Origin of the sequence: Mycolicibacterium hodleri, from assembly GCF_025822245.1 — a bacterium.
GTDB classification, from domain to species: Bacteria; Actinomycetota; Actinomycetes; order Mycobacteriales; family Mycobacteriaceae; genus Mycobacterium; species Mycobacterium hodleri.
On sequence record NZ_JACKTL010000043.1, the window covers coordinates 264,884 to 289,356 of the forward strand.

At 65.6% G+C, this 24,473-nt stretch carries 25 protein-coding genes and 1 pseudogene; 11 read left to right on the forward strand and 15 right to left on the reverse strand.

Annotation, left to right across the window (positions count from 1 at the left end; all coding sequences use genetic code 11):
* Window positions 1-27: 27 nt before the first annotated feature.
* Window positions 28-1,362 carry a hypothetical protein gene (locus H7J06_RS19685; RefSeq protein ID WP_264040720.1) on the reverse strand — a complete coding sequence of 445 codons (1,335 nt, stop codon included), beginning with the start codon at window positions 1,360-1,362 and terminating at the stop codon, window positions 28-30.
* Between the two features lie 752 nt (window positions 1,363-2,114).
* On the opposite strand from H7J06_RS19685, the gene H7J06_RS19690 reads away from it, so the two are divergent.
* A complete protein-coding gene (locus H7J06_RS19690; RefSeq protein WP_264040721.1) occupies window positions 2,115-2,531 on the forward strand; it encodes a CDGP domain-containing protein in 417 nt (138 codons plus the stop codon).
* A gap of 61 nt (window positions 2,532-2,592) precedes the next feature.
* On the opposite strand, the gene H7J06_RS19695 is transcribed toward H7J06_RS19690, so the two are convergent.
* Window positions 2,593-3,414, reverse strand: coding sequence for a phosphoenolpyruvate hydrolase family protein (locus tag H7J06_RS19695; protein WP_264040722.1), 822 nt, complete (start codon window positions 3,412-3,414; stop codon window positions 2,593-2,595).
* 34 nt (window positions 3,415-3,448) lie between these two features.
* Window positions 3,449-4,681, reverse strand: coding sequence for a Tm-1-like ATP-binding domain-containing protein (locus H7J06_RS19700; RefSeq protein WP_264040724.1), 1,233 nt, complete (start codon window positions 4,679-4,681; stop codon window positions 3,449-3,451).
* 313 nt (window positions 4,682-4,994) lie between these two features.
* On the opposite strand from H7J06_RS19700, the gene H7J06_RS19705 reads away from it, so the two are divergent.
* Window positions 4,995-5,243: a DUF3297 family protein gene (locus tag H7J06_RS19705; protein WP_264040725.1), complete on the forward strand. Its 249-nt coding sequence runs from the start codon at window positions 4,995-4,997 to the stop codon at window positions 5,241-5,243.
* Window positions 5,244-5,447: 204 nt separating this feature from the next.
* Here H7J06_RS19705 and H7J06_RS19710 read toward each other — a convergent pair whose 3' ends face one another.
* Entirely contained in the window at window positions 5,448-5,819 is a 372-nt protein-coding gene (locus tag H7J06_RS19710; RefSeq protein WP_264040726.1) for a MerR family transcriptional regulator, read from the reverse strand.
* Window positions 5,820-5,904: 85 nt separating this feature from the next.
* Here H7J06_RS19710 and H7J06_RS19715 point away from each other — a divergent pair, with 85 nt between their 5' ends.
* A complete protein-coding gene (locus tag H7J06_RS19715; RefSeq protein WP_264040727.1) occupies window positions 5,905-6,606 on the forward strand; it encodes an SDR family oxidoreductase in 702 nt (233 codons plus the stop codon).
* A 116-nt stretch (window positions 6,607-6,722) separates the two neighbouring features.
* Here H7J06_RS19715 and H7J06_RS19720 read toward each other — a convergent pair whose 3' ends face one another.
* Window positions 6,723-6,854 carry a hypothetical protein gene (locus tag H7J06_RS19720; RefSeq protein ID WP_264040885.1) on the reverse strand — a complete coding sequence of 44 codons (132 nt, stop codon included), beginning with the start codon at window positions 6,852-6,854 and terminating at the stop codon, window positions 6,723-6,725.
* Between the two features lie 267 nt (window positions 6,855-7,121).
* On the opposite strand from H7J06_RS19720, the gene H7J06_RS19730 reads away from it, so the two are divergent.
* A complete protein-coding gene (locus H7J06_RS19730; RefSeq protein WP_264040730.1) occupies window positions 7,122-7,682 on the forward strand; it encodes a hypothetical protein in 561 nt (186 codons plus the stop codon).
* Between the two features lie 284 nt (window positions 7,683-7,966).
* On the forward strand, window positions 7,967-8,359 hold the full coding sequence (locus H7J06_RS19735) for a hypothetical protein (protein ID WP_443678422.1): 393 nt from the start codon (window positions 7,967-7,969) through the stop codon (window positions 8,357-8,359).
* Between the two features lie 235 nt (window positions 8,360-8,594).
* On the opposite strand, the gene H7J06_RS19740 is transcribed toward H7J06_RS19735, so the two are convergent.
* Complete coding sequence (locus H7J06_RS19740) at window positions 8,595-9,443, reverse strand: alpha/beta hydrolase (protein WP_264040731.1); 849 nt, start codon at window positions 9,441-9,443, stop codon at window positions 8,595-8,597.
* Window positions 9,444-9,534: 91 nt separating this feature from the next.
* On the opposite strand from H7J06_RS19740, the gene H7J06_RS19745 reads away from it, so the two are divergent.
* Complete coding sequence (locus H7J06_RS19745; RefSeq protein WP_264040732.1) at window positions 9,535-10,113, forward strand: TetR/AcrR family transcriptional regulator; 579 nt, start codon at window positions 9,535-9,537, stop codon at window positions 10,111-10,113.
* 113 nt (window positions 10,114-10,226) lie between these two features.
* Here the strand turns inward: H7J06_RS19745 and H7J06_RS19750 are convergent, their stop codons facing one another.
* Window positions 10,227-11,237 carry a helix-turn-helix transcriptional regulator gene (locus H7J06_RS19750; protein WP_264040733.1) on the reverse strand — a complete coding sequence of 337 codons (1,011 nt, stop codon included), beginning with the start codon at window positions 11,235-11,237 and terminating at the stop codon, window positions 10,227-10,229.
* A gap of 62 nt (window positions 11,238-11,299) precedes the next feature.
* Here H7J06_RS19750 and H7J06_RS19755 point away from each other — a divergent pair, with 62 nt between their 5' ends.
* Window positions 11,300-11,740 (forward strand): VOC family protein, encoded by a 441-nt coding sequence (locus H7J06_RS19755; protein WP_264040734.1) that lies wholly within the window; start codon window positions 11,300-11,302, stop codon window positions 11,738-11,740.
* Between the two features lie 289 nt (window positions 11,741-12,029).
* Here H7J06_RS19755 and H7J06_RS19760 read toward each other — a convergent pair whose 3' ends face one another.
* The 5 genes from H7J06_RS19760 to H7J06_RS19780 form a co-directional block, all read right to left on the reverse strand.
* Window positions 12,030-12,455 (reverse strand): CDGP domain-containing protein, encoded by a 426-nt coding sequence (locus H7J06_RS19760; RefSeq protein WP_264040735.1) that lies wholly within the window; start codon window positions 12,453-12,455, stop codon window positions 12,030-12,032.
* Window positions 12,456-12,900: 445 nt separating this feature from the next.
* The gene (locus H7J06_RS19765) at window positions 12,901-13,479 is read right to left on the reverse strand and encodes an ATPase (protein ID WP_264040736.1); all 579 of its coding nucleotides are present in this window, start codon (window positions 13,477-13,479) and stop codon (window positions 12,901-12,903) included.
* Between the two features lie 34 nt (window positions 13,480-13,513).
* Window positions 13,514-13,903, reverse strand: a complete 390-nt coding sequence (locus H7J06_RS19770; RefSeq protein WP_264040737.1) for a TA system antitoxin ParD family protein — start codon at window positions 13,901-13,903, stop codon at window positions 13,514-13,516.
* A 671-nt stretch (window positions 13,904-14,574) separates the two neighbouring features.
* The gene (locus tag H7J06_RS19775; protein ID WP_264040738.1) at window positions 14,575-14,880 is read right to left on the reverse strand and encodes a hypothetical protein; all 306 of its coding nucleotides are present in this window, start codon (window positions 14,878-14,880) and stop codon (window positions 14,575-14,577) included.
* Window positions 14,881-15,638: 758 nt separating this feature from the next.
* Window positions 15,639-16,499 (reverse strand): glycoside hydrolase family 18 protein, encoded by an 861-nt coding sequence (locus tag H7J06_RS19780; protein ID WP_264040739.1) that lies wholly within the window; start codon window positions 16,497-16,499, stop codon window positions 15,639-15,641.
* 596 nt (window positions 16,500-17,095) lie between these two features.
* Here H7J06_RS19780 and H7J06_RS19785 point away from each other — a divergent pair.
* On the forward strand, window positions 17,096-18,055 hold the full coding sequence (locus H7J06_RS19785) for an NAD(P)-dependent alcohol dehydrogenase (RefSeq protein ID WP_264040740.1): 960 nt from the start codon (window positions 17,096-17,098) through the stop codon (window positions 18,053-18,055).
* 142 nt (window positions 18,056-18,197) lie between these two features.
* On the opposite strand, the gene H7J06_RS19790 is transcribed toward H7J06_RS19785, so the two are convergent.
* Window positions 18,198-18,557 (reverse strand): NAD(P)-binding domain-containing protein, encoded by a 360-nt coding sequence (locus tag H7J06_RS19790; RefSeq protein WP_264040741.1) that lies wholly within the window; start codon window positions 18,555-18,557, stop codon window positions 18,198-18,200.
* A 396-nt stretch (window positions 18,558-18,953) separates the two neighbouring features.
* On the opposite strand from H7J06_RS19790, the gene H7J06_RS19795 reads away from it, so the two are divergent.
* A complete protein-coding gene (locus H7J06_RS19795; protein ID WP_264040742.1) occupies window positions 18,954-19,565 on the forward strand; it encodes a TetR/AcrR family transcriptional regulator in 612 nt (203 codons plus the stop codon).
* A 449-nt stretch (window positions 19,566-20,014) separates the two neighbouring features.
* Here the strand turns inward: H7J06_RS19795 and H7J06_RS19800 are convergent, their stop codons facing one another.
* Window positions 20,015-21,361, reverse strand: coding sequence for a glycosyltransferase 87 family protein (locus tag H7J06_RS19800; RefSeq protein ID WP_264040743.1), 1,347 nt, complete (start codon window positions 21,359-21,361; stop codon window positions 20,015-20,017).
* Between the two features lie 209 nt (window positions 21,362-21,570).
* Here H7J06_RS19800 and H7J06_RS19805 point away from each other — a divergent pair.
* A pseudogene (locus H7J06_RS19805) lies at window positions 21,571-21,697 on the forward strand (LLM class flavin-dependent oxidoreductase); the annotation flags it as partial.
* Window positions 21,698-21,842: 145 nt separating this feature from the next.
* Here H7J06_RS19805 and H7J06_RS19810 read toward each other — a convergent pair.
* Entirely contained in the window at window positions 21,843-23,549 is a 1,707-nt protein-coding gene (locus H7J06_RS19810; protein ID WP_264040744.1) for a phytoene desaturase family protein, read from the reverse strand.
* A 135-nt stretch (window positions 23,550-23,684) separates the two neighbouring features.
* On the opposite strand from H7J06_RS19810, the gene H7J06_RS19815 reads away from it, so the two are divergent.
* On the forward strand, window positions 23,685-24,251 hold the full coding sequence (locus H7J06_RS19815; protein WP_264040745.1) for a TetR/AcrR family transcriptional regulator: 567 nt from the start codon (window positions 23,685-23,687) through the stop codon (window positions 24,249-24,251).
* The last annotated feature ends 222 nt before the right edge of the window (window positions 24,252-24,473 follow it).

Genomic DNA, 24,473 nt, shown 5'->3' on the forward strand with positions numbered 1-24,473 from the left:
ACCCCAATCACTCGTCGTGGTGAACATTCAGGGAGTTGCCGAAGACGACGTCGTCTTGGCCGCGCTGGCATCGGTGTCGGATTTCGGGGTGGTGGGGGAGTCCTTGACCGGTGACGTGGCGGTTGCGTTCGACGGTTCCTTCTCCGACGTGCTCCGCGGTGTCGCCGAGGCATCAGCCGTAACCTTGGGCTCCACCTTGTTTCCCGAGGTGACGTCGACGGTCTTGGTCGGTGCCGGGCGAATGTCGGGCTTGGCCTCATCGGCGGTGGAGTGGGCGGGTGCACTGCCGTCCGTCGTCGCCGAGTCGGCCGTGTCGCCCTGCGCAGTGACCTCCGAAGTTGCGGAGGCCTTCGATTCTGCAGCGGTGGCACTCGGCACCGGAGCGCCCGGGGCAGATGAGGTGTCGTCGGTCGGCGTCGACGTGGCACGGATCGACGCGGCGGGGGCGGAGACGGAGGGGCTTGACTGCGTGATGCCGGTGGCGGACTGAGCGGACGTGGTGGTCGACGGGGCTTGAGTCGTCAGGGCGGTGCGGGCGACGACGGTGTTGGAGACGGCGGTGTTGGTATTCGAGGCCGGGTCGGGAAAGGCTGCGCTGATGAGGCTGGCGATGGTGTCGTGCACGATGGCGAAGGCGCCGTTCCCGCCGAAGGTGTTGGCGACGGCGGTTTGGATGACGTTGCCCAAACCGGAGGCGACCGCACCGGCGATCGCGACGGGATTGAGTGTTCCCAGTGACGAGATGACGCCTTGCACCGCGTCGACGACACTGCGCCGGGCGGAGGTGTAGAGGTCGATGACGCGGGCCCCTTGGAACAGGAAGATGGCGGGCGATGCGGTCACCGCGCTGGCCAACTGGCTGGGTAGGTAGCGGGCAATCGCATTGGCGGCTTGCTGTGGGTAGGGCGACAATCCGTAGTTGATGAGGGGGAGGATGACAAGACCCTCGAGGCTGGCGAAGGCGCCGTTGACATCACCTCGCGCAACGTTCTGAATGGCCGCGAGGATGGCGTTGGGCGTGGTGAGGAACGACTGCACGAACTGACCGATCAACTCCTCGATCGCCGCGACCACGGCCCCGGCGTCAGCGGGGTTCAGGGTGGGCAACGCGGAGACGACGTCGGCTGCCAGGACCTGGCCGACACTTCCGGCGGAAGCCGCACCGGTCCCACCGGCCACGGCGTCGGATGCGATCAGCGGTGCAATGGCAGCGGGGGCAGTCGCCACGGCTGCCAGCTGATGCACCGAGGTCGTGGACAGCAATGTCGGGGACGTCGCGAGCAGACTTGCGACGGTCGGTCCGGTCGTCTCAAGACCGTCCCGCAGTGCGGTCTCGGCGTGCTGCGCCGTGCTGGCGGCCACGTGGACAGCCGAAGTCAGTTGGGCTGCCAATCGGTGCGGTGTCGGCGCCGGTGAGTTACCGAGGACGCCGACGGATACCACTGCCGCAGTGACCAACGCCGTCGACGTCGTTGCGACCCGCCCGGACACGCAAAGAACCTGCATCAGACCAGCTTTCAGAGGGAAGTAAGTCGAGTGAACACCCGTACCCGTAAATCTACGGACGTGGCCGCAGTTTGCTGAACGGCAACGCTGAGGTGACTTTAGCCCACGAATGGGGATCACCGTCAACGACTCGTCGACGAATATTGGCCTCCGACGGAGCCGATGTTTGGGCACTGCGCGGCTTTGCAAAAAATTTGCACTCCGCCTCTACACTATGCGCTTCGGTGCCAACGTCTAACCCACAACCTGCTGTGGCAGTGACTATTTCGCGGCGTGGTGGCACCAGGTGAACCCGTGCACGGAGGCCCCGTACGGTCGCGTCGTCCCGCGGCGCGGCGCGACACCCGGTGGGCGAGCGCGCCGACCACGTCCGTAGGTCTTCGGCGGGACCGGTTCGATTCGTCATCGCGTCACTGGGTTGCTAGCGCCACGGGGGTCGGGTGTGGGCATGTGGTGGTTGGTTGTCCTCTGTTTGGGGGATGGGGTTTTCCTCTGTGGCGAGGCTGATCGCGGGACAGACTCGCCCTGGTGTGGTGCGGCACTGTGAGTGCATAGCCGGAACGGCCCGGTAGACGAGACCGAAGTGCCACTGAGACAGGGGAATCGACATGACCATCTTCACCTCCGGAACGACGCGGCGCATCGCCGTCGGCGCCGTCCTTGCCATCGCCCCGGCGTTCATCGCGCTGGGCACCGCTGCCTCCAGCCAGGCTCAGACCGCCCCGAGCCCCGGGATGGGATGTGAGACCGTTCACTGGGGGTTCTTCGGCAGTGACCGCCGCCAGATCTGCGACGGCGCCAAGCAGGCCGACGGCACCTGGCAGCGCACCCGGACGGTCTACACGCCGAGCTACGTCAAGCCGTTGAGCTGCAACCTCAACAGCTGGGGTACGTCGGTGAGTTGCACGGGCGGCTACCCGGTTCCGCAGACCACCCAGGCTCAGGAGTCCTATGTGGTGGCTCCTGACACGGTGTTGCCCGATGAGCCCGGGTGGCTGCCGCCGGGCACCGACAACATCCTGTAGCAAGAGGCGGGCCGGGCCGCGACGCGGACCGGCCCTCGGTCCTCCAGAGGGGGCGGGGCCGTCAGAGGGTCATGGCCTTGAATCTCTCCGCCTGCCCGCGGATTGCGACTTCGGTGGGGAGCCGTTCCAGCGACGATGCACCGAAGAAGCCGACGATTCCGCTGGTGTGGTCGAGAACGTATTGTGCGTCCTCTGGTTGCGCGATTGGCCCGCCATGGCAGAGCACGATGACGTCCGGATTGATCTCCTTGGCAGCGTCGTGCATGGCCTGCACCGAGGTCACCGCGTCGTCGAGGGTGAGTGCCGTCGACGCGCCGATGGTGCCGCTCGTCGTGAGTCCCACGTGCGGGACCAGGATGTCGGCCCCCGCCTCGGCCATGGCGACCGCCTGGTCGGCGTCGAAGACGTAGGGTGCGGTGAGCAGACCCTTGCGTGCCGCGGCAGCGATCATCTCGACTTCGAGGTCGAAGCCCATTCCGGTCTCTTCGAGGTTCTGCCGAAAGAGTCCGTCGTAGAGGCCAACCGTCGGAAAGTTTTGCACGCCGGTGAATCCAATGCGGGCGAGCTCGTCGAGGAACCTGTCCATGAGACGGAAGGGGTCGGTGCCACACACGCCGGCCAACACCGGCGTCTGTTTGACGACCGGCAGCACCTCGTTGGCCATCTCGACGACGATGGCATTGGCGTCACCGTAGGGGAGTAGTCCGGCGAGCGAGCCACGCCCGGCCATGCGGTAGCGCCCCGAGTTGTAGATGATGAGGAGATCGATTCCTCCTGCCTCGGCGGCCTTGGCGGACAGGCCGGTGCCGGCGCCCCCTCCGACGATGGGGCGGCCGGACGCCAGGGTCTCGGCCAATCGGGACAACGCTTCGCTACGCAACACGTGGATCACGAATCCTTGTGAGAGAGAGGATGGGTCATGGTGTCGTCCTGATGAGCTGATCGAGTGCGTCGGCCATTCGACGACCAAATCCCTCGTCGTTGATGGCGGTGGGGATGTCGTGGACGGTCACCGCGGTGCCTTCCAGTCCGGCTCGAATGGCGGCGAACAGTGCCCGGTCGGCGTCGGGGTCGGCGAACGGTCCGCCGTCGACGTCGATGCCGCTGACTCCACCGAGGGGAAGGAAAACCTCTGCGAGACCAACACATTGAGCGAGCTTGGAGGCAATGATGGTGCCCAGTTCCGTCATCTCCGCCCGTGTGGTGCGCATGAGGGTGATGGTGGGGTTGTGGACGAGGAACAAGCGTTCCGAAAAGGTGGCCGGGACGGACGCCTTGGGTCCGAAGTTCACCATGTCGAGAGCGCCGACGCTGACCACCTGCGGGGTGCCGGACTTCGCGGCGGCTTCCAAACGGTGGGGGCCCGCCGTCAGCACCCCGCCGACGAGTTCGTCGGCCAGCTCCGTGGTCGTCAGGTCGAGGACGCCGGTGAGGAATCCACTGGCGACGAGGCCCTCCATCGCCTTGCCTCCGGAGCCGGTGGCGTGGAACACGAGAACCTCGTAGCCCAGTTCGTCCAATCGGGCCCGCGCCTCGTCGGCGGCCGGCGTGGTGAGGCCGAACATGGTCATGCCGATCAGCGGCTTGCCGTCGGCTCCGCCGGGGGCGTCACGGAGCCCCGCGTATCGCCTGGCCATCCCCGCCACGGCGGATACGGCGTTGCCCAGCACTTGGCGCGAGATCCGGTTGATCCCGGAGATGTCGACCACCGAGTACATCAGCGTCACGTCGGATTCGCCGACGTAGGGGCCCACGTCGCCGGAGGCCATCGTCGACACCAACAGCTTTGGAACGCCTACCGGCAGGGCACGCATCGCTTGGGCGGCGATGGACGAACCGCCGGAGCCGCCGATCGCCAGCAGAGCATCGAGGCGTCCCTCGGCGTGCAACGCGCGCACGACGGCAGCACCGCCGATGGCCATTACCGCCATGGCTCTGCCGCGATCGTCGGCAGCGCGGAGCGCCTCGAGGCTGGCGCCGCCCGCCCTCGCGACCTCGGCGGACGTGACGTCGGCGTGCGACGACCCGTCAGAGAAGGTCCCTACGTCGATCAAGAGGGTGCCGCATTTCTCGGCGGCCAGCTGGTCGACCAGCCACGCGTACTCCGTCCCCTTGGTGTCCAACGTCCCGATCAACCCCACTGTCGCCATTGACACGTCGCCTTCCATGCTCGCCGAAAATCACGCTCCGAGCCGCGCAATTTCAAGCCTAAGCCCACCTTCCCGACCCTTGTCTGCCCGTCGTCGGTACCGCCAATCCCGCGAGCAAGGAGTAGGGGGCTTCGTCAACGGCGGCATGCCCGTCGGACGGTTGTGAAGCAACGAGTTCTTCCGTCCTGAATTGGCGTGCGCTCGTGCGGGGCGTGACCGGAGACGGGCGGCGCTGCGAGCCCTACGCGCAACCCGCTACGGCGCGGTCGCGTAGATTCTTCGAGAACAGCCCGAGCATTCTACGAAGGTCACGATGTCCGAGGATCAGCACGCAGACGTTCCACCGAATCACCTCTCCATCGATCCGCGTAGCGCCTTCTATGACGAAGAGGTGCTTCGCCGCGATGTGGGTATTCGCTTCAACGGCGCCGAGAAGACCAATGTCCTCGAGTACAACGTGGCCGAGGGTTGGGTGCGTGTCGAAGTCCCCACCGCGAAGGATCGCCGCGGTAATCCCATGGTAGTCAAGGTCAGTGGCACGGTTGAACCGTATTTCCGCTGAGCGAAATAGCGGATGTCCCTGAATTTCTGGCGCCGTCAACCGACCCCGACGGACGGGCGGTGACTCGGCGGCACGCGTCTTGCCGTCGCAGAACTGTTGCAGGGCTTGGGAAATGAGCTACTGGCCGTCGTCCGTCCGCAGCACCCGTGGCGGCCCGCCAGCTTGAACGGGATGTTCTCCTCGCGGGAAGCCAGGGATGTCAGCTCACGGTCGCACGACAGCGGTGTGGGACAGGACATGGCGCCGCGTCTCAACGATGATCTCGTCGAGACGGTCACGCGTGGCGGCCAGCCTGCTCACTTCAGCGTCGATGCGGGCGCGTTCGCAGATGAGGCGCTCCACCATTGCCGGCGTTGCCGTCCCGGAGTCGATGCAGGGCAACAACTGCACCACGCCGTCGCTACTGAGACCGGCGGCGAACAACTCCTTGATGAGCATGACGCGCTCGACCGCATCCTGCCCGTAGATTCGCTGCCCGCCAGGGGTCCGACCCGCCAAGAGCAGCCGCCGCTGTTCGTAGTAGCGCAGTGAACGCACGCTGGCGCCCGTGCTTCGGGCGAGTTCGCCGATCTTCATGCGTCTCCCGTCGAAGATGGATGTGCGCCATGTCACGTGCCGAACGCTTGAACCTGACGCTGATGTCACATTTTAGGGTTGACGAGTGGAACTGCGAAACGCGACTGCCCTGGTGACCGGTGCCAACCGAGGGTTGGGCGCGGAGTTCGTCCGCCAGTTGATCGAACGAGGCGCCGCCAAGGTCTATGCCGCGACGCGGCGACCGGACACCATTGCCGGAGGCGACTCGCGCATCGTTCCGACCTACCTCGACGTCACCAACGACGCGACCGTAGTCGACGTCGCCAACACAGCGACCGACGTCGACGTGGTGATCAACAATGCCGGCGTCTGCACCATGCAGAACCTCGTCACGGGTGATCTCGATGCCGTCCGCCTCGAATTCGCCACCCATTTCTGGGGCGCACTGTCGATGACACGCGCCTTCGCGCCGATTTTGGCACGCAACGGCGGTGGCGCCATCCTGAACGTCCTGTCGATCGGATCGTTCCAAGTGTTTCCCGGCAACGGCGCTTACGCCGCGGCCAAGGCCGCCGAGTGGCAGCTGACCAACAGCACTCGACTCGAGTTAGCGGCCCAGGGCACCCACGTTCTCGGACTACACCTGTCAGCCACCGACACCGACATGCTGGAAGGCGTTGACATGCCCAAGAACAACCCCGTCGACGTGATCCGCCAGGCACTTGACGGCCTCGAGTCCGGGTTGGATGAAGTACTGGCCGACGCCGAAACCAGGGGAGTGAAGGCGCTGCTGGCCCAGCCGCCAAAGGCCATGTACGAGCAGTAGCGGCGAGTTGCCGTTGATGGGGGCGTCGCGGGATGGCCGGCTGAGCGGCCTCCCGAAGGCAGGCGCTCACATCCCTCCCTAGGGGTGTAGTGCGATACCCCCCGACGGTGGTCGACTCAATGCACGCCGAGCACCTGGTCAACCGGGAAGGGCACCGAGGGCCTGATTTCGGCGATGCAGGGCCTTGGAAGGGCGAAGCCATGATCGTTGTCGCAATCATTCTTCTCGGCGCGGGATTGCTCCTGCACGTCTCCATCCTCTGGACACATCCACTGGACGATCGGGCCCATCCTGGTCGTCGGGCCGGTCCTGATGCTGCTGGGCTCGACGGGGCGTGCAGTGGTCGGTCGACGCGCCTACGGTTGATCGACGCGCTTCGGCCCGCCCCGCAGTCGTCTGCGCGGAAACACTGCGCGACAACGACTTCGGGCCATTCTGGAATCGATCCAGAAGTATTGACGTTTGCGTCGAAAACCTGCGGGGTACGCCCTGCTCAGCATAGGAGGTAAGTCGAAATGCCCAATTGGATATGGATAGTGATCGCGATCGCCGTCGTGATCGTCATCGTGGCAATAGTCGTCGTCACCCGGGGTCGTGGCGACTCGGACCGGCTCAAGCAGCGCTTCGGTCCCGAGTACGACCGCACGGTGTCCGAGGCCGGCGACGAGCGGACCGCCGAAAAGGAACTCATCGCCCGGGAGCGCAAGCGGGACAAGCTCGACATCCGGCCCCTGAGCCCCGCGGCGCTGGACGGCTTCGCCAACCGGTGGAGGGCCGTACAGACCGCGTTCGTAGATCATCCGTCGAGCGCGGTGGGAGAAGCCGATCTGCTCGTCACGGAAGTGATGCGTGAGCGTGGCTACCCGGTGGACGACTTCGACCGCCAGGCCGCCGACATCTCGGTCGACCACCCCACGGTCGTCGCGGATTACCGTGCAGCACACGACATTCACCTCGCGCAGCAGAAGGGGGACGTCGGCACCGAGCAGCAACGCCAGGCGTTCGTGCACTACCGCGCACTGTTCACGAAGTTGCTCGAATCGGAGAAGGACAAGTCACAGGAGGCACGCGCATGACCACCCACGATCAGCACACCGATTACGACCCGTCCCTGGACCCGTCGACCGATCGGCGACCCGCCGACCGGCAGGAGTACCCCACCGGGCAGGGCGCCGCACCGGAGTACGACCAGGATTCCGGCTACGCCGATAAGTCAGCGGGCCTCGGCACTCGACCGACGTCGGAGACGCCGTTGACGGAGACCGAGGCGCAACCGAGCGACGAGCGTCTCGTCCAGCCGAGGGACGAGCGTCTCGCACAGCCGGCGGACGAGCGTCTCGGCCATTCGCCAGACGACCGGATGAATCCGCCGTCCGACGACCACCTCTCGCAGCAGGGGTCGATGACCGATCCGTCTGGCGTCCAGGGCGGGTCGTCGAGCGCGGCCGACGCCGGCGCTGCGGTTGGAAGCTCGTCGGCGGTCGGGGACGACCTCTTTGCCGACGATGAAATGGTCGGGTTCCGGGCCCGGTGGGACAGCGTCCAGGCCAGCTTCGTCGACGACCCGAAGGAGTGCGTGCAGAAGGCCGACGGCCTGGTTTCCGACGTCGTCGACCAGCTGACTTCGAGCTTCTCCCATGCCCGTTCGCGTCTGGAGGAGCAGTGGGCCCGCGGCGAAGAAGCCTCGACCGAGGATCTGCGGATCGCCCTGAAGCGCTATCGGGAGTTCTTCGACCGCCTGCTGGCCGTCTGACTCTCTGCCGCCACGACACCGGCTCCCTGCCCGTCGGCAGGGGCCGGTGTTCGTTCTTCTGCGATGCGCGACACCTGCGGGTGGCCCGATGAGTCAGCCGGAGAATCGCAAGTTTGCGATCGCCGCGACCGTTTGGCGGCTCTCCACAATCCAGGTCCTGCGCGAAACCCGTTGTGCAGATACCGAGGTGCGCGGCATTGGGCGCACCGGTGGCGCGGAGCGGCGACGTGCGCGCTTACCCGGGACGGCAGGTCCTGAGGTAACTGAGGAACGAGGCCTGTAGGCCAGTCACGTGCGTTTCACGCAGGATCTCGCTGGTGACATCGCTGCGTGAGAGGCGGTGGAGGATGGTGGCCGTGTTCTTTGCGAGGCTTTGGTAGACGGCCAGGTCTCCGAGAAGCTCGCGGTCGTTGAAGGTCAGGTGAAGCTTGGCGGTACGGCGGCTGTCACCCATGTCGCGGAGCTGGGCGAAGATCTGACTGTCCTCGGCGATGACGCCTGGGCTGCCCGCTCCGATGCTCTCGAAGAGAGTCGCGCCGGCGAGCCAGGTGTAGAGGCTGAAGAGCCCGCCGTAGGAGTATCCGAAGAGACCGTGACCGGTTGTGGCTGTGCCATAGTCGTTTTCGATCCGAGGGTGCAGTTCCGCGGTGAGGAAGTTCAGGAATACGTCCGCGCGGGTGTCGCGTAGTTCGGCGAGGTAGGCGTCGGCTTCCTCGCGTGTCCGCGCGCCCATGTGGAGTCCCGTCTCCACGGCATCGATGAGCTCTTGGGCGATGGGTTCGCCGGGTGGCACGAAGTCTCTGTTGCGCAGCCGATCCCAGTCCTGTGCTTCCTCGCCCGCGTAGCCGACGCTGACTTGGATGTAGGACTGGATCCGTTGCATGGGATCCATCTGGGTCACGATGAGTGGAGCCGTCATGCCTACGGCAAAGTTGCCGTCGAGCACATACACGACGGGCGCTTGCGTCGTGGCGGGGTCGTAGCCCGGTGGGGTGGTGACCCAGATGCCGTAATCGTGCCCACCGCCGGAGCGCATCTCGAAATAGTCCGTGTCGGAGAGACAGCCTTGCCACATGGGGCTCATCGAAGATCCTTCACGACTCGGAGGGCCGCGCAGCGCGACGCATTCAGTTCTATCCATTGGAAAATACTTATCCAATGGATAAACTGTGGGAGTGACCTTGTCAAGCGCGGAACGCCGAGGCGACGCCCGCGACCGTCTTCTGGCTCGGCTTCTCGACGCCTACGGTGAGGATCTTCCCTCGCCACAGGTGTCGCTGCGGGAAGTCGCCGCCCGGGCCGGCACCAGCCACGCCCTGCTGCGGTACCACTTCGGGTCACTCGCGGGCGTCCTGGCGGCCATGCTCACGGAGCAGCGATCTCGCGACAACGAGGCGTTGGTCAAGACCGCCGAGCAGTGCACCTTTGACGACTTCGTCATGGCGATCTGGCGGGCCTACACCCGGCCGGGTCGGTTGTCGCGTGTCCACGGCTTCTTTCACGTCGTAGGACTGGCCGCGTACAGCCCGGGGGACTTTCGCGAGTTCATCGAATCGCTCGACGACCTGACCACGATGCTGGCCTCGCTCGCGGAACGCGAAGGGCGCGACACCAAGGAATCGCTGAGCATGGCGACCGTCGCCATTGCGGCGCTTCGCGGTCTGCTGTTGCAGAAGGTCTTGACTCCGGCAGTCCACTCGGACGACGCGGTCGCCTTGATCCTGCGCATCAGCACAGGCGGATGCGCTCCGTGATCGGGCCCGCGCACAATGAGTGCCCAGTGCGCCGCTCGTGGCCGAGCAGCTTCTTTACCGTGTAGACGCCGACTACGTCGCGCTGCGATTGCCAGACTGCGAGGGCGTTTGCGTCACGCCTCCGAGGATTGCCGTGACGCCGTCATCAGACGTTGGGCCAATTCACGAACTTCATCGCGCAACGCCTGGGGAGTTTCGATGACGAAGGGGCGGTCGATCGCCGCGAGCGTGCCCGCCACCCATTCCAGGTGTTCGGCATGCAGAACGACCTTGAGCCATCCGTCTTCGTTCGGACCGCCACTCATCGGCGTCACCGACGCCAACATGAATGGCATGTGGGTGCGCACGTGTGCGAGGTCCGCGCGGATACGCACCGATACCGGGTGTCGGTGCGGTGCTGGAGGGAGCGGGCCGAGGACTTGCTGAACGGGATCGGCGTCCGCCGGCACGGCGAAGGTCTCCTCCAGCAGCTGTAGGCGATCGATGCGGTCGACGCGAAAGGTACGTGCCGCCAGGCGGACCCGATCGAAACCCGCGAGGTAGATCAGACCGCGGTGAGCGACCACGCCGTGCGGCTCAACGGTGCGCTGGGTCGTGCGACCCTGTCGTGCTGTGTAACCAAAGGTAACGGGGTGCCGATCACGCGCGGCTGCGGCCAGGTCGAGCAGGATGCGCGCGGAGGCGCCGTCGTCACCGCGCCAGCGGATGCCGCCGTCCTCGCGGTCGGTTGCCGGAAAGTCGACGGTCTCCACCACGGCGTCGATCCGACGTGCCGCCGCCGCGGGCAGTACCCGGCGCACCTTCGCCGCGGCCGAATGCGCGGCTGGGGCTGACGCCGGCCCGGTCCCGGTTTGGGCAGTCAGCTGAAGCGCCCAGATCACGGCGAGGGCTTCTTCATCGCCGAGCATGAGAGGCGGCATGCGGGAATGGCGAGCCAGCCGGTAACCACCGTAGCGGCCACGTACCGAGTCCACGGCGATGTCGAGATCGCGTAGGTGCTCGACGTACCGGCGGACCGTGCGCTCGTCAACGGACAGTCGTTCCGCAAGGCTCGCTACACGGTGCGTGCCACCGCCCTGCAGCAATTCCAGTAGCGCGAGCACGCGCGCCGTGGGCCGCACCATCAGTCAAGGCTAGACCAGAATCCGGGCGGGAACTGCCCGGTATTGGGTTTATCGTCGCGGCCATGACCATGACGAACACCATTCGACTTGCTTCCGTCCGCATCATCACAAGGGATCTGCCGCGCACCGTTGGCTTCTATGAACTCCTCACCGGGGCCACGCCGAACTTCCTCACCGACGACTTCGTCGAGTTTGTGACGCCGTCGGCCACGCTCGCAGTGACGGCCCTCAGCCGGGTGGGCTTTCTCGTTGGCGACGCCGTGAGCAGCGGGCCATGCAGCGGATCGATCGTCGAATTCTGGGTCGACGATGCCGAGGCCGTGTTCCGCCAGCTGCAGGCCGCATTCGGCGACGATCTCGACGTGGTGCAGGCCCCCACGATGATGCCGTGGGGCAACATGTCGATCGTGATCCGCGACCCCAACGGCATTCTCGTCAACCTGTACACACCGGTCACCGACGACGCGCGACAGCTACAGCACAACCGCACACCCAAGGCGTAACGCTCGAGCGTTGCGACGAGGGGGCACCACACTCCCTGGCGCTACCTCGTGAAGTCGATGCCTTGCTCGGTGCCGCCGTCGCTGCCGGCGGGTAGTGGGGCCCGCGACGCTGAGGCCAGGATGCGATCAGGTGTAAGACACAGCATTCCGGTGATCATCGCGGCGTCGCGACGAATAAGCCTTGCCCGCACTTGGTTTCGCACCACGACGGGTGGTACGCCGAAGCGACCGACAGGCCGGCCCGCACTGCGGACCGGCCTGTCGGGGTGGTTCGAGGATCTGTGGGTGGTCAGAAGACGTTGTAGGTGTAGGGCGGCAGCCATCCGGGCTCGTCGGGCAACACCGTGGCGGGCGCCACCGGGTAGGTCTCCTGCGACTGGATGGTCTCCGGCCGGTAGCCGCCGTAGCAAAAGGTGCCGTTTTCGGGGTGGTAGGGGTTGGAGCTGCACGACACTGAGGTGTTGCGTTCCGGGGTGAAGACGGTGCGGGTGCGCTGCCAGGTTCCGTCGGACTGCTTCGGGCCGTCGCAGACCTTGCGGCGGTCGTTGCCAAGGAAGCCCCAGTGGATGACTTCGCATCCCATCGTGGGGCCCGCGGTGGGGCCGGGGTCGGCATGACCGACAGCGGGGGCACCCATGGCGATCAACGCTGCGGCAGCGCTGAGGACGACTCCGCCGGCGAGGCGGCGCAACCGGTGCGAGGTGGTGATGGTCATTGTTATTCCCCTGTCGTTGGTCGCTCTTCACGGTGTGTGCGGCTTGTGCCGGCGATGTGTATAGCGTGTCGCAGCCCATTGGCCACGTCTGTCCCGCGATCGGACACGGCGCAAGGTGAACCGTCTGTCCCCCAATCGGGGGACACCTGCACCTGCCTCGGCGCGACTCACGACAACGGCTGCAGCACACCGTGTGTCGTCGATCGGAGTGCGCGATCCGGGCGGGACTGCGGTGCCACGATGATGGCCATCACCAGACCGCTACCGAGGCAGGACGTGAGATGTCTCGAATGTCTGGCAACGAGACAGGGTTCACCTGAGTCACAGCACGGGGAAGACAGTGTCAGTGTCCGCTACAGTCCACTAGTACCCAGTAGCACTGGATAAGTGCCATACCAACTTTGGTCGCATTCATCTCACACTGGGCGCGGCGACGGCGGCAACGTCATACCGGCCACCGTCGAACCAATGGATCCGGTGTCCAGGTCGGCCAAGACGGTTCGCCCACAGTGGCTCCGCCGCTGAACTGCGCCACTACGCGGGGCCCGCTGCGCTGCGAGTTGTCGTACATCAAGGCGGTGTCGGCCAGGTCGACCGCCTTCACGACCAGATCCCACAACCTGCGGTGCCGCTCGCGGATCTTTCCCTCGGGCACGTCATGCCCGCCGGAGGTCACGCGGTGACGCACACGCTCAACCGCGAGATCCTCTGGTATCAGCACGACGTGCAGCACCACCGTGAAGCCGGCCGCTCGGGCGGAGCGCATCAGGACGAGTTTGGACGGGTGCGAAAAGACCGTTTCGGCGATGAAGGTGCGACCCAGTTCAACGAGGCGGTCGCGGGTCTCCGCGGCGACGAGGGCTGCGTCGTACGCGTGGCCGGATGGGTCGTCGGGCCAGCGCTGTTTGGCGATGTCGTCGGCGTTGACGAGAACACTGCGTGGTATGAGGGGAGCAAGCGTGAGTTCGACGAACGTGGACTTCCCGGCGCCGTTGGGGCCGACGACCAGATCGACGCGCTTCACCGACGGGACCGGGAACCGGCGGGGACGTCTGGGGTCAGCGGTCTGCGGCCATCACCGACGAACTGCCGTCGGGTCGGTACTGCACGATTTCTCCCTCGTCGTTGAGCGCCACCGTGGTGACACCGCGCGCTGCGAGCACATCCCCGTAGTTTGCGCCGGCCAGGCTCTCCTCGATCCCCGCGGTGATCTCGGCGTTGAACACCACCGCCTCGTCGGCGTTGAGATCGTCAAGATCGGCGTCGCCGGCCATCGCTGCCTCGATTCGGCGTCGTGACGCACTCGCGTGGCTGGACACCGCACGACCCACGCGCGCCCAGTGATCGAGCTGCTGCTTGGCCGAGCGGCTCTGACGGGCGCCTTCGACGGTGGCGCTTTCCATCAGATCAGCGGCCACCCGTGTGACCCGATCGGCGACTTCGGCCATGCGAACCTCCCGCGTAGCAATCTGCTACCAACGTAGCACATTGCTACATCTTGGCCCGGCGGCGCGGCGTTCGCAGAAACTCCGATAACGGCAACCATAGGCATCGTCCGTTGTGCGTGAACGGTTTCGGAGCCGGCCGCGCGAGTTACGCGTTCTCAAGGACCGGGGAGTGGGCCCACACTCGAAGCGGCCGCACGCAACGTTGCCGCGACGACGCTTTCGGACCCGAGCATTAGTGGGCGATCCCGGTGTGCGTTGCGTACCGAATTCGCCTTCAGGTGTGAGCGTGTTGGCGGGACAGTCGGGTGCGTTGTGGCATTGCTTCCAAAGGCGCCACCGGGGAGGTGGGCGCTCGGGCACGGTCGAGAAACCGCCATCAGCTCAAGGGCGAACCCACGAGCGGTCTGGTTGACGGTTCCGGCGGATCCCGTTGCGTTGGTGGGGGATGGGCCCGTATTGACGATCCGCGGATCGGGCTGCGTCGTTTGGCATCGGCGGAGACGCCTCGCCGTCGACGTCATCGTTCAGCCGGCCGGTCAACACTTGTCGAACTCGGTTGTGATTGCGGATCGGATTCTGGTTGCTGCTTGGTGCACGACAGTGCTTTACACGCAAAAGAGCGGTGACCCGGGTGTGCGGGGTCATCGCTCTTTCGTGTGGATCACGTGCTGCTAGACGCAGAAGGGACCGAGGCAGAAGCCACCGTTGGGCTCCCAGCCACCGTTCCAGCCGCCGGGGACAGGACCGCCGTTGTAGCCATTGTTCCAGCCACCGCCGTTGTTCCAGCCGGGCCCGTTGTTCCAGCCGCCGCCGCGGCCGTGATCACCGTTCCAGCCGCCATGGTCGCCGCGGTCGGTGGCCCAGCTGGCCGGCACCGAGCCGGTGTCCGCGCTGGCGACGCCGGTGCTGACGCCGAAGGCGCCCGCCGCGAGGCCACCCGCAACTGCTACACCGGCCAGAATCTGCTTAGCGTTCATGATCGATCATGTCCTTCCTCGTACCAAACGGTGGGTCAACCGGAATTCGGTGATCGCCGTAGCCATCGGGTTGGGTTTGTCCCGATCGGTCCCTACCTATAACCAACGCCCCACTGGTTATATTGCCTAGCTATGTAAGTACGAGCTGTGGAACACGCGTCAGCGTCGGGAGACGCTCGTGGGCGAGTCGACGAGTGCCCTTGAGGGGTATTGCGTCCCTCGCCAACACCGTGTTCGTCCGCCTCGTTCCCGAAGCTTGGAAGTCCTGGGACGGACGATCAGGACTGGAACGGTTGCGCCGCCGTCCACCATCGACGGGAAGATCGCGGCCTCCAACGGGTAGGCGATCCATCGGGGTTCATTCATCCAATGAAGACGGTGACGGCGAGTTGACATAATGTCGCTTATCGGCACGCGGTGTGCCGCAGCAGACTGGGCCCGATCGATTCGCCAGAGTTCTGTTGTCCGACGTCCGATCCGGGACTAGTTGGCAGTAATCCGGGAAGATATGCGAGCTGTCCGAAACCGCACTGGTTTTCCCTGGGAAACGAACCGCCGGGCCAGCATCTCCAGCCGGGCCGTCGCCCGGCTTTCCCGACACGGCCGCCGCCCTGAAGACGGCATCAAGGCCCTCCGGTGCCCACGCGAATCGCATCGTAACTCACCTCGCGATGTTTCGTCACGGTGACGATTCGGCTCATGAAACAATAGGCACACCAAGCAGTTTCACCACTAAGTCGGCCGGGTTGGCAGCAGTTCTACGTCGGCGGGTACACAGTTTCATAAACGGTCTTTGCGCCAAGGAACGTAGGCGCGTCGTCTTCACGCTCTCCGGCCCAGTCATTGTCCAACCGCCAGCTGAACATGCCACGTAGCTTCATGTCTTGCGCTGCTTTGGTCCATGTCTTAACGGCTGCCAGCGGCGTCTGAACCCCAAGGGTGGGATTCCTTTCCGTGCCCACTCCCCCCAGCAGCATTTCGGCTGGTATCCCGGCGACTATCCATTTATTTGCGTCGTCGATCGTGCCGTGGTCGGAATAGTCCTGCAACTCTATCGCTGCCACATGCGCCATGAACAGCTCGACTGCGCGGGGGCCATAGACGTTAGAAGGCCCGGAATACGGCACCGGGGCGGAGACGATGATTTCGAGGCCGGCCTTCTTGAAACTGGGTCCGAGCTGCTCGACGAAATGGGGCACGTCCCTCCCGAGGAACGAGTCCCACATGACGCTGGGGTCTTCTTCATCGATGACGAGCCCGCCGTAGCCGTTGGCCTTCAACCAGGCAACGATCGCGGTCGTGGACCGGTTGTCGTGCCAGCGGTTGTCGTCAACGGCGTCCGCGATGCCGCTGGTGAGGGGACGGGTCGAGGCGTAAATCTTCACGCCGGTTGGTGCTTGCTGCAGGATGAGATCCTTGACCTGAGCGGCGAACGCTTCCATCACCACGCTGTAGGCGCCGTCCGCCTGTTCGGCAAGGTGCCCAAAGGCAAGGTTGTAACGGGTTGCGTACCCAAGCGGCACCCGCCCGTTCTGCAGGTTTTGGAGGCCAGCTTCGTTCCACGTGTCATACCAGGTCACCAGCTCGAACGGTCGCGTTGCTTCGCTGCTAGTCGTCATCAAATACTCCACTCGGTGAGGTAACAGTGTCCCCCGGCCTGCGGGTTCCCCCTGTTTGCTTCATCTTTCGGCTTTGTACGCCGACTCCTGTCGGCGATGTATGAAGCGTGCCTCAACTAGTCGGCCAGGTCTGTCAACCAATCAGACACGACATAGGCGTAGTCAGTCGTCCCCCAATGAGGGGACATCTCGTCACAAGACCCGGCCCGACCCGATCGAGCTCGCCCACGCCCACGGCCACGGCCCAAGCTGATCGTGTAAACGATTACGCAGCTGAACATCGGGGCGTCTGAGGAGCCCTTGCGCGATTCGGGCCGCAAGTTGTGCAGTGTCGAGTTCGTGCCCGACTCGTGCGCCAGTCGGCCCAGGGCTGCGAAACCTCCTGCGGCGTAACCGGTCCCCGTCCGCGACGAAGGCACGGCCCCGACTGGGCGAGGTGCGAGCAGATGTGCACTCACACCCTCGGGCGAGTTCTTCACTTCCGATGAAGGGCGTCATCATACGACCGTCGGCGTACTAGCCAACGCGCTTGACTTTAATAATGTTTGCCGTCATCATTACTGAAGTAGTTCGACCCAATCAACCGAAGGATGGCCATGGCACCCACGATGCGCGCCGTGCAGTACGACCGCTTCGGATCGGCGGAGGTGCTCAAGGTCCGCGACCTGCCGCTACCAGCACTGAAGAACGGACACGTCTTGGTGAAGGTGCTCGCCACGGCAATCGAGGGCGTGGACATAAGCGCTCGGACGGGCAAACTGAAGCTGATCGTGCGCGGACCATTCCCGCGTGGGGCCGGCCACTCGTTCACCGGCGAGGTCAGCAGAGTCGCCCCAGATGTCACGGAATACGCTGCGAGCGAACGAGTGTGGGGAAGTCTGCCGCCGGCCGCCGTGAAGGGGATTGGTGCCGCGGCACAGTACGTCGCCGTCCCCATTGCCCATCTCGCCCATCTCGCCAATAGTCTCGACCCCGAGCAGGCTGCCGGGCTGACCGGTGTCGCACCCGCAGCGATCAAAGCGCTTCGCCACAAGGCACAGCTCAAGGCCGGAGAGCGCGTGCTCGTACGGGGAGCAGCAGGCGGCCTCGGTGCCGCCATGGTCCAGTACGCTCATGCCCTGGGCGCCAAAGTCGTTGGACTGGCCGCGGCGAAGGATCTGGACAACGTACGCACCCTCGGCGCCGGCGAGGTGTACGACTACCGGAAGGTCGACATCAAGACCCTCGGCAAGTTCGACGTCATCGTCGACTGCGTCGGTGATCAGCTCCGCGCCTACCGTCGTCTGCTAGCCCGAGGTGGTCGAATGATGGAGATGGCGGCTTCCAGGCCAGCCGAACTTGCATACGTCGCCTTCTCGATCGTCCACGGCACCCGACGCGTTCGGTTTCTACTGGTGCCACCTACGCGTGCCCTGCTCGACGAGGTCAGCCTGGCCGTGGAGGCTGGACAGTTGCGTCCGGTCGTGGACAAGGTCTTCGACCTGGAGGACATCGTCGAGGCTCACCGCGCTCAGGAGTCGCGGGTTGGATTCGGGCGGCGCATCGTCACGGTCTAGATGGCCCGCGTCGACCTCCCTCCGACAAAACTGATCGGACACGGACGCCGGATCACTCGCGTGCCGAGCGTCACGGGGGAAGGTACACCCTCAGTCCTGCTTGAGAACGTGCGGAGCAGACAGGGGCCCGCCCCGACCTACATCAGTCGGCCGCCCTCACGAAGAGGTCCGACATCCACCGGATCGAAACCCAGTGCGTCGGCACTTGGTGAAAGGCTCCGTCGGCGTCGGCGTCGGCGTCGTCGCCGGCGTAGAACAACATCTGACGCCCGACCGGATGGCGTGGGTCGGGGGTGATGAATCGAGCGTGAAGGGTGTTGAAGGCCTTGACTACACGGGCTTTTGGCGCGAGAGTCGCGACCAATTTGCCTCCGGTCTGGTCCCCCGGGTCGGCGACCTCGATGGGGCCTACTCGCGCGAACTGATCGGTGGTGTCGACCAGGATGCGTCCGTCCCACGGTGGCAAGTCGGCCAAGGCGCTCGGGGTGTCCTGCCACGTCACCGCGAGGAAGACCAGGTCTGCGTCCGCCGCTTGGGACCGTCCCAGTGGATGCCGACGGTCCCAGTTCAGTGACCACCTCAGCCAACGTGGACTGACCGCGGCTGTTGCTCAACACGACGCGCTGGCCCGCGGTAACCAGGTGATGGGCAATGGTCCCCGGCGCCAATAGTTCCGAGGTTCGTGGCTTGTCCTTTCGCACTATTTTGATGATGAGCGACATCATCGCGATATGCTGCGGTTCGTCCTCAAAAGGCGTCAAGGACGGTGGTGGCGACTGAAGTAGCTGGAATGCGCGAGTCCGATGCGTCGGGGTGCAAGTCAGATTTTGATGACGTGTAACATTGACCTGGGCGCGCTCGGTCGACCTGGCAAACGCGCGCGTAGGAGGGAGTCCTGGTGCCTCGGGTATCACGTCAGCAAAAGGAGTCGAACCGCGAACGCATCGTGGCCGCCGCCAGCCACGGCTTCAAGGCTCGCGGATTCGATGCATTTGGCATCGACGAGCTGATGAAGGCGGCAGGGATGACTCACGGTGGTTTCTACAACCACTTCGAGTCAAAGGAGGACCTCGCCCTGGAAGTCCTCAACCAAGCCTTCACCGCTTCTCTCGACACCGTAGAAGCGGTGGTCGGCGCTCATCCCCGCTCTAGTCGCGTAGCGCTCAACGCCATCATCGACAGTTACCTCAGCACCTACCACCGCGACCACCCCGAGGACGGTTGCGCGTCGGCTGCGTTGGCCGCCGACGCGGGACGAGACGGGATCCGAGCCCAAGAGGCGTACTTGCGCGGATTGCAGGGGTACATCGTCGCCTTCACCGACCTACTCCGGGACAACGCGACGCAGACGAACGTCAAACTCGATCCGCGCCGGGCTCGGGAGCAGGCCATCGCGATGTTCAGCCAGTTGGTCGGCGCACAATTGATCGCCCGCGCCGTCGTACGAGCCGATCCCGACCTGTCCGACGAAGTGCTGACCGCGAATGGCAAGGCCTTAAAACGACGTTGACCCGACCTCCCGTGGTCGACGTCGACCAACTTAGTGCTCACCGCCGGTAACACCAGTCCGAGCGCCCGCCGCGGGGCCTGCCGCCCCCACGTTAAGTGATGCGCAGCTCGCCGCCGTCGATGCGGCCTTCGAGGCGGTCCAGCATGCTCCCGGCGAGCACCGACGGTTACCGATGCCTCTCGAACGCGCTCGCACCCAGCTGCTGCTGGGTCAACTTCACCGCCGCAGACGTCAGAAACAGTCGGCCGCTTCGGCTTTCGAGAAGACGGAGCGCACCGTCGACCAGCTCGAAAGTCCGCATTGGGCCGCCCGCCGAACTCGCGGACCAACGTCGCCAGAGGACCAAAGGTCGACCTGGCGTCGACCGAACTACGGGTGGCGGAACTGGCCGCCGACGGACTGAGTAACCGCAACGTCGCCGCCGTGACGCACATCGGCGTCGAAGACCGTCACGGCGAATCTGAACCGCGTGCATCGCCAGCTCGGCGTCCGCACGCGCGTCGAACTCGGTCGACGGATGAATCAGCGCCCACCGGGTGATGCGGCCCCCTGGCGAACCAGATGGTCGCGCTGGCCACGGCGACCAGTAGGGCGGGATGGGTGGCGACGACGAGGACTCGGTCCAGCCGGGTCATCTCCCCGACCGCGGCTCCCATCGCCGCGGCGTGGTTCGGGTAGTCCGTTTGCAGCCCTTGGGCTTCGCGGAACACCCAGGCGGTGAACCACATGAACACCACCAGATATGTCGCGCCGACGGCGACCGCCCAGGCGACGCGCACGCCACCACGGGTGCGGGCGGTCCGATCCAGCGCCCACGCCAGCAGTGGCACGGACCACACCCAGTGGTGACCCCACGCCAGTGGCGGGACGGCGCAGGAGAGCAGACCGGCAATGGTGACGGCCAGTAGACGTTCACCCGCGCGTTCGGCACGTTGGGCGGCGATCAGGGCGAGCACGCTGATGAGCACGACACCCGCCAGCCACCATGCGATGGGCATCTGACCGGGGGACGCCACCGTGGCGACGATCCCCCCGACGGAGTAGTTGCCGACGTGGGTCAGGGGTCCGATGCGGTCTGTCTGAAAGGCGGCGTGCAGCCAGTAGGCGGTCGAATCGCTCGAGAGGATCAGCCAGCCGAGCGCCACGGTGAGCGCGGCGGTGCCGGCCGCAGTGGCCGCTGCCCGCCACTGTCGGGTCACCATCAGGTAGGGGATGAACACGACCGCCGTCAGCTTGACCCCAGCTGCCACGCCGACTGACCACCCGCGGAGCCGAGAGTCGTTGGCACGGGTCAAATCCCATGTCACGATCGCCATCAGGACCAGGTTGACCTGACCCTGCCATAGGGTTCCCCGAACGGCCTGGACGTCGAGCGCCACGAGCGCCAGCGCCACACTGAGCAGGAGCAGGCGCAGTTCGGGCCGCCAGCCCAGGGTGGTGGCGCACCGCCAGATCGTCGCGACGAGCGCGATGAACGACACCAGCAGCCACAGTGCCTTCGCGACCGCGGAGTTCAGCAGCGCCAGTGGGAGGAACGACATGGCCGCGAACGGCGGGTAGGTGAACCAGCCGCCGGGCGGCAGCTTCACGGCGTAGAGCGGTTGGCCGTGCAGCACCTGCAGCGCGCCGTGACGGTAGACATCGAGATCCCCGCCATTGGTGAACAAGCCCATCCGGGGGCCGGCGAGGAGCGGCACCAAGGCCTGGTGGACTCCCACGGCGATCAGCGCCGCCAGGCCGGCCACGGCGACGGCCGTCCACGACACCGTGCGGCGGTCATCGGGGTGGTTGATCAAGCCCGTCCTTCGTTGGGCGGTCTAGGTGGTCATGCAGGATCCCATTAGACACCGACGAGGGTGATCGGCAACCGGTCGTGCCGGCGAATGACGTCGTCGACGGCCCACGTCGGCGGTCCGGTCAACTCGATGCGCTCCACCCGCTCGATGGGCGCGCGCCGCGGTCAGCTCCAGGCGGGCCAGGCCCTGTCCCGCGCAAGCGTGGGTGCCTCGAGCTGTTCACCGGAGTCGTCATTCTGCCGCAACGCCAGACCGCGCTGGGTGGCCAAGCACGCCGCACAGGTGGATCTGCTCAGCGGCGGACGTCTGCGCCTCGGCGTCGGCGTGGGGTGGAACGAGTGCTTGCCGAGGGAACTTCGTGCCGAGGCCAACCCGCTCGACGGGTGCACCTCGTCGCAACCACACGCCAACTTTCGGTCGACCGCCGCACGCCGTCGATCGAACGTCCCCGCGGCGTGCGAGGAGCCGCGACGGGAAGCGCTCAATCGTGCAGTGCCCGCGTAGTGGTGAAGGGATCGAAGTCGTTGGCCCATGTGGGCAGGAATGAGGAGTCCGCGACTTGGCCGCCGCTGCGGATGAAGGGCACCAGGTCGCGTCCGAGAATGCTGCCGGCGGCGTTGACGCCGCTGAGCATGGAGCCCACGGTGCCGGGCCCCCAGGCGGTGCTGGTTCCTACGGTGTACAGGCCGGGGATGGGTGTGGTGTCCCTGGGGCGCATCGGCCCAGTTTGGGAGAGCCGCACTTGCAGGCCGAAGGGGGCGCCGTCGGTGTTGTTGACGAACCGCGTCTGCGTTGCCGGTGTGCCGAGTTCACTCAACTTCACCTTCGACGCCGACCCGGGGAACGCCTGCTCCATCCGGTCGAGCATGCCGTCGACGACGATCTTCTTGACCTCCAGATAGCCGGAGTCCGTGCTGTAGTCGCCGCCGGCGACGTCGTAGCCGTTGAACCCCCACAGCCGCGGGTCCGACGGCGTGACGGTCTGCACCTCGATGGTGGCATGTCCCGGTGGTGCGGCGCGGTGATTGTCGGGATCGCGCCGAGACGAGGACTGCACGAACATCGGTTGGCGTTGCGCCATGTCGCGTGCCCACTCGGATCCGACGTCAAAACCCTTGCCATTGAGAGTGTTTCGACCAAATGCCGCCATGTGCTCGTACGACTTCGCCGGTCCCCAGTCCGGGATGGAAAAGTAATTGCTGTTGGGTCGATCGGCAAGGTCGATCTCCACGCCGAAGAATCCGTTGATCAACGGCTGCGACATCTTCCACCCGGTAACGCGGCGCCGGAACAGTCTCGGAAGGTTGTCCAAGCCGACGAGGTCGGTATAGGTCTTGATGATGTCGGCGTCGGAGACGACCGTCGTCGATGAGAGCACCTCGCCGTCGGACAACCGGACACCCTGGACACGGCCGCCGTCGAGCAGGATGTCGGAGACCTCACTGTTGGTGCGGATCGCTCCGCCATGGGCGGTGATCACCGCGGCAAATCCAGCAGCCAGCATCTGTCCCCCACCCTTGGGGTAGTACGACCCGGTGCCGACGTAGTCCTGGAAGAACGCCGCCATCGCCGCGGTGGGCAACACGGTGGGACTGCACGCCAACGCACCGGACTGCACCGACAGCGCATAGGCCATGCGCGGCGAGATCCCCAGTGCGGCCAGCGTGGCTCCGTAGGGCAGGCCCATGAACACCGCGGCCCGTCCCGCCCGCCCCGCCCAGCGGGCCATCCCTCCGACGGTCACCATGTCGTTGCGGTCGTGGGCCTCCCCGATCCGTCGCATCAAGCCGTGAAAGCGGCGCACGGACCTGCGTTCGCCGGGGAACGCGTCGATCAGGTTGGCCTCGAAGGCGTCCCAACCCACCGGGGTGGCCAATTCGAAGCCGGGGGCGATGATCCGGTCGAAGCCGCCCTGATCCATCGGCAGCCAGGTGATCCGGTCGTCGATCCCAACCCCGCGCATCATCGCCGTGACGATGCCGTCCGGTCCGCAGTGGCTGACGTAGTGCACACCGCAGTCGAACTCCCATTGACCACGTCGGCTGAAGACGTGCGAGGTTCCTCCCAGGGTGGTGTAGCGCTCCAGCAGCAGGGTCTTGCGCCCCGCGGCGGCGAGATACGCCGATGCGGCCAGTCCGCCCAACCCGGAGCCGATCACGATCGCGTCCCATCGATTCCGCTGCTGCACTCGCACCCCTGTTGATCGTCGAAACGCCGTTGACTTCACCGATCGGTGAACCAGCTGACCCGAAAGGTAGTGCACCGATCGGTAAAGTGGCAAGTGCAGCGCGGCAACCGGCGGCGCGAGAGGACGGGCGCACTCATGGCGGCACGGGATGCACTGATCTACAGCACGATTGACCTCATGCGCCGCCACGGCGTGGCAGGGACCGGGATTGCGGCGATCACCGAACACAGCCAGGTATCGCGCCGGACCGTCTACAACACGTTTCCCGACGGCAAGACCGAGCTGGTGCGGCAAGCCGCGCAGGTGGCCGGGGTGTTCATCGGTGATCAGATCGCCAGGGCACTGGAATTGCCTACTCCCCAGCAGTCACTCATCGCGTTCATCAGCCAATGGAAGGAGGTCGTCGCCGGCAGCGACTTCGCGGCTGGATGCCCCATCGCCGCCGCGGGCGTGGCGCGATCCTCCGAACCCGAGATCGCCGACACCGCCGGAGAGACCTTCACCCGGTGGCAACTGGCAATCAGCGACTCGCTGCACCGTCACGGCCTCCCCACCACGACCGCGCTACAGCTGTCCAACACCGTGCTCGCCGCAGTCGAGGGTGCCGTCATCATGGCCATCGCCCAACGATCGCTCACGCCGCTGGACGACGTCCACAGTCAACTCGACGTCCTGCTAGCCCACCATTTACCCCGCTCGTGACGCGCCGTCACACGGTCACCGTCGCGCCCGCGACGCCGTTGGTGATCGACTGCCCGGCCGGAACCAGCCCGAGGTACCCGTCGACTACGTCCGGAGCGGAACACACCGAGCCCGTTACCTTCCCGACGTTCCTGGGGCACGAGCCGTCGCCAAGGACTACGCCAATCTGAGCGGCCAATTCGTCGAGCCAGGCGTCGGCAACGGGCCCGGCCCGGTGGCGGG

Bases quoted from the DNA above. Each gene is read 5' to 3' on its own strand.
- H7J06_RS19785 (WP_264040740.1), top strand. From the start codon at position 17,096: ATGGCACCCACGATGCGCGCCGTGCAGTACGACCGCTTCGGATCGGCG.
- H7J06_RS19705 (WP_264040725.1), top strand. From the start codon at position 4,995: ATGTCCGAGGATCAGCACGCAGACGTTCCACCGAATCACCTCTCCATC.
- H7J06_RS19690 (WP_264040721.1), top strand. From the start codon at position 2,115: ATGACCATCTTCACCTCCGGAACGACGCGGCGCATCGCCGTCGGCGCC.
- H7J06_RS19775 (WP_264040738.1), bottom strand. From the start codon at position 14,880: ATGAACGCTAAGCAGATTCTGGCCGGTGTAGCAGTTGCGGGTGGCCTC.
- H7J06_RS19780 (WP_264040739.1), bottom strand. From the start codon at position 16,499: ATGACGACTAGCAGCGAAGCAACGCGACCGTTCGAGCTGGTGACCTGG.
- H7J06_RS19740 (WP_264040731.1), bottom strand. From the start codon at position 9,443: ATGAGCCCCATGTGGCAAGGCTGTCTCTCCGACACGGACTATTTCGAG.
- H7J06_RS19710 (WP_264040726.1), bottom strand. From the start codon at position 5,819: ATGAAGATCGGCGAACTCGCCCGAAGCACGGGCGCCAGCGTGCGTTCA.
- H7J06_RS19750 (WP_264040733.1), bottom strand. From the start codon at position 11,237: ATGGTGCGGCCCACGGCGCGCGTGCTCGCGCTACTGGAATTGCTGCAG.
- H7J06_RS19760 (WP_264040735.1), bottom strand. From the start codon at position 12,455: ATGACCATCACCACCTCGCACCGGTTGCGCCGCCTCGCCGGCGGAGTC.
- H7J06_RS19755 (WP_264040734.1), top strand. From the start codon at position 11,300: ATGACCATGACGAACACCATTCGACTTGCTTCCGTCCGCATCATCACA.
- H7J06_RS19700 (WP_264040724.1), bottom strand. From the start codon at position 4,681: ATGGCGACAGTGGGGTTGATCGGGACGTTGGACACCAAGGGGACGGAG.
- H7J06_RS19770 (WP_264040737.1), bottom strand. From the start codon at position 13,903: ATGGCCGAAGTCGCCGATCGGGTCACACGGGTGGCCGCTGATCTGATG.
- H7J06_RS19735 (WP_443678422.1), top strand. From the start codon at position 7,967: ATGAATCCGCCGTCCGACGACCACCTCTCGCAGCAGGGGTCGATGACC.
- H7J06_RS19730 (WP_264040730.1), top strand. From the start codon at position 7,122: ATGCCCAATTGGATATGGATAGTGATCGCGATCGCCGTCGTGATCGTC.
- H7J06_RS19815 (WP_264040745.1), top strand. From the start codon at position 23,685: ATGGCGGCACGGGATGCACTGATCTACAGCACGATTGACCTCATGCGC.